Below are 3,837 nucleotides of genomic sequence, written 5' to 3'. Positions count from 1 at the left end.
CAGCCCGCAAGCAAGCCTTAGATGTGTCCAAGTCTTTGTTAGCATTGAAGAAAATACACTCGCAAATTAACTCAGAAAGTTGAGGTCTAATTTTAGTCGTTGATTATATAAACTCTTCGCCCCGCATTTTGGGGGGGCGAAGAGTAAGATTTCTATCGTTTCACTTTGGGTAACGTGCTTATCACGTGACTCTTTTATATTTTTTGCAAATAAATTTACGATTGAACGCGTACCAAATCTTTAATCAACAAAAGTTCAGCTATCTGCACTGCATTTAAGGCCGCTCCTTTGCGGATATTATCAGCCACAATCCACATATTCAAACCACATTCAATGGTCTCATCCTCGCGGATTCGGCCAACAAAGGTATCATCTTCTCCTGCAGCAAAAATAGCCAGAGGATAGATATTTTCCTTGGGGTTATCTAAGACTTTGACTCCCTGAGCCTGACTTAAAATGGCCCGAGCCTCTTTGGCTGTGATCTTTTTTTCTGTTTCAATATTTACGGACTCACTATGTCCATAAAAAACAGGGACACGCACAGCAGTGGCCGTCACTTTAATATTGGGATCGCCCATAATTTTTTGGGTCTCATTGACCATCTTCATCTCTTCTTTTGTATAGTCATTGTCTAAAAACACATCAATATGAGGCAAACAATTAAAAGCAATCTGATAAGGATAAACTTTCTTCTCCACTTCCTGCATATTAAAAATCTGGCGTACTTGCTTCTCCAATTCTTCTATGGCTTTTTGGCCGGTACCAGAAACTGCTTGATATGTGGACACTACCACTCTTTTAATTTTGCCCACATCATGGAGAGGCTTTAAAACCACAACCATTTGAATGGTCGAACAATTTGGGTTGGCAATAATCCCTTTATGCCAGTTTAAATCTTCGGGATTCACCTCCGGAACCACAAGGGGAACTTCATCATCCATGCGCCAAGCACTAGAATTGTCCACCACAACACAACCGGCCTTGACTGCATGAGGAGCAAACTTTTTGGAGGTTCCTCCTCCTGCTGAAAAAAGGGCCAAATCAATACCCTTAAAAGAATCCTCCGTCAGTTCTTCTACTATTAGATCCTGCCCTTTAAAAGGCACTCTTTTTCCTGCTGATCTGGCCGAGGCAAAGGCCCGGACTTCACTAGCCGGAAAATCTCTTTGCTCTAAAGTTTTGAGCATTTCCCTTCCCACTGCACCGGTTGCACCAACAACAGCGACTACAGGATTCTTGGCCATCTTTATCCTCCGAATTTAAAATTTTAATTGAGGGAATGTTCGAGTGATATAACCAACTCACAACTCAAAGTAAGGGCACAAAATTCTGTGCTCTGCTACATATTAGAGTCTGTGACCAACACCCATTTTGACTGCCAGGATTAAAAAAATTATGAAAAATTGTCCTCTTAAGTAAGGTTTGGCCACAGACTTATTAAAGATTAGACCGATGAAACTATCTGCAAACAAGCTTCTGCTTTGTTCAAGGTGTACAGGTGTACCCCTGGTGCACCACGTTGCAAGAGATCTTTAACTTGTTCACGCGCATATTCAATACCAAGAGATTTGACTCCTGCATCACCATGCTTTTCCTGAGCCTCTTCCAAGGCTTGCAGATAATCTTTGGGAATTGTTGCTCCACATAATGAGACAATACGTTTGATTACTTTCAAATTCATTATAGGCAAGATACCCGGAATAATAGGCTTATCAATACCTAGCTTACTGACTCTACGAACAAAGTCGAAATAAAGATCATTATCAAAAAAAAGCTGGGTTATGACAAAATCTCCACCTAAATCAAGTTTAAGTTTTAAATATTGTAAATCTTCCTCCGTACTCCTGGCCTCTATATGTCCTTCCGGATACCCAGCAACTCCTAAACAAAAATGGGGATATTTATTTTTGATAAACTGAACCAGATCAGAAGCAAATCTGAACTCTGTACTATCGGGAATAAATTTCTCTTGTCCTTGCGGAGGATCACCCCTCAAGGCCAACACATTATTAATGCCCTCTCTATTTAGACTGTCTAAAAAGGAAGAAATGGACTGGGGGGATGCGCCAATGCAGGTCAAATGTGCCATAGGCTCGAGTCCATAGTCTCTTTTTAGCCTGCTCACAATCTCCAAGGTATATGCTTGTGTGCTCCCGCCTGCTCCGTACGTAACCGAGACAAATAGCGGATTCAAGACTTTAAGCTTGTTGACCTGATCAAAAAAACCGGGCCAGGCAGCCCGGTCTTTAGGTGGAAAAAATTCCAGAGAAAAAAACTGGTCGTTTTGAGCAATCAATTCACTAATACGCAATGTTTCCTCTCCTTAAAATATGTAACCGGTTGATTTGGTTGAAACAGTTTAATTTAGTTTAATATGAATTACAAGTTTTCCTCTCCCCATATAACAGGGCAAATCCATGTATTTACTCCTACATTCTTCCCATCTTGCTGACTTCCCACCTTCCTGTCACATCACCGTCTCCGCGATTTTGAAAATCGGTAGATACATACTGATCACCAGGCCACCAACAACAAGTCCTAGAAAAACAATCATAAACGGCTCAATTAAAGAGGTCAAAGTCTCCACCGCCACATCTACCTCGTCATCATAAAAATCGGCAACCTTTTCCAACATGGTATCTAAGGCACCCGTGGATTCTCCAATAGATATCATGTGGATAACCATAGGAGGGAAAACTCCTGTTTCATCCAGAGGTTCAGCCAAGGTTTGTCCTTCAGCAATGCTTTTTTTAGCCTGCTTAACTCCCAGTTCCACACACTTATTTCCCGAAGTCTTGGAAACTATGTCCAGAGCATTTAAAATCGGTACCCCACTAGAAACCATGGTGCTCAAAGTCCGGCTAAACTTGGCCACAGCAACTTTACGTAAAAGTGGCCCGATAATAGGAACAAATAAAATCCAGGTATCCACTATAATTTTACCCCGCTCCCAGCGGTAAAAAAACCTGAACGCGACAATTAAAACAATGATTCCTCCCAATAGGTAAAAAAAGTTGCTTTTTACTAACCGGCTCATATTTATCACAATCTGCGTCGGAAGGGGCAAGGCACCGCCAAAATCAGCAAACATCCTCTCAAAAGTTGGAATAACAAAAATGAGGATGACAGCTATAACGGCCACAGCCACAGACAGTACCACGGCCGGATAAATCATAGCCCCTTTAACCTTAGATTTTAATTTGGCAACTTTTTCAATATAGTCGGCAAGACGCAGAAGAACTATATCCAAAACACCGCCAGCTTCGCCCGCATTAACCATATTGACATACAAATCATCAAAAACATCTCTATGTTTTTTCAAGGCTTCATACAAAGAAGAACCCGCTTCAATATCATTGCGCACTTCATAGAGCTTTCGTCTGAGCTTATCATTTTCAGTCTGTTCGCACATGATCTGCAAGGCCTGGAGAATAGGAACACCAGAATCAATCATGGTCGCAAACTGGCGGCTAAAGACAACCATATCCCTGGAAGTAACCTTTCCTTCTAGAAAAGTACCTTCCAGAATATCCTTGGGCTTGGGTTTTACTTTGATATCTGTATATCCCCGGCGCTTCAAGGCCGATTCAGCCATTTCCAAACTTGGCGCATCCAAGTCACCTTTGACTCTCCTTCCTGACCTGTTCTTGGCTTTGTAAATAAAAATCGGCATAATCTTATTCCTCTCTTAATTAAGCTCGTTACCAAGACTAGAATAAACCATGTAAATTAACTCAACTTTCTGACACGATTAACATCCTCAAATTACTACACAATTGAAGAGTGCATTTTTTGAAATGCATTACAAACGGGTTGGGTAACACATCTTGGCGAAGA

The 3,837-nt window shown here is 41.4% G+C and carries 3 protein-coding genes; all 3 read right to left on the bottom strand.

All coding sequences use genetic code 11. From position 1 onward, the window contains the following. Positions 1 to 215: 215 nt before the first annotated feature. Positions 216 to 1,244 (bottom strand): aspartate-semialdehyde dehydrogenase, encoded by a 1,029-nt coding sequence (locus tag AC3WVG_RS11140; RefSeq protein ID WP_488798191.1) that lies wholly within the window; start codon positions 1,242 to 1,244, stop codon positions 216 to 218. Positions 1,245 to 1,444: 200 nt separating this feature from the next. Continuing rightward, positions 1,445 to 2,311, bottom strand: coding sequence for a methylenetetrahydrofolate reductase [NAD(P)H] (gene metF / locus AC3WVG_RS11135; protein ID WP_488798190.1), 867 nt, complete (start codon positions 2,309 to 2,311; stop codon positions 1,445 to 1,447). Between the two features lie 156 nt (positions 2,312 to 2,467). Continuing rightward, entirely contained in the window at positions 2,468 to 3,673 is a 1,206-nt protein-coding gene (locus AC3WVG_RS11130; protein WP_488798189.1) for a type II secretion system F family protein, read from the bottom strand. Between the last annotated feature and the right edge of the window lie 164 nt (positions 3,674 to 3,837).

The sequence above is a fragment of the Desulfovulcanus sp. genome, from assembly GCF_982781345.1.
This window is presented reverse-complemented; position numbering and strand designations above follow the sequence as displayed.

What these genes read in the sequence shown, in the direction of transcription:
- AC3WVG_RS11140 (WP_488798191.1), bottom strand. Translation starts at nt 1,244, where the DNA reads ATGGCCAAGAATCCTGTAGTCGCTGTTGTTGGTGCAACCGGTGCAGTG.
- AC3WVG_RS11130 (WP_488798189.1), bottom strand. Translation starts at nt 3,673, where the DNA reads ATGCCGATTTTTATTTACAAAGCCAAGAACAGGTCAGGAAGGAGAGTC.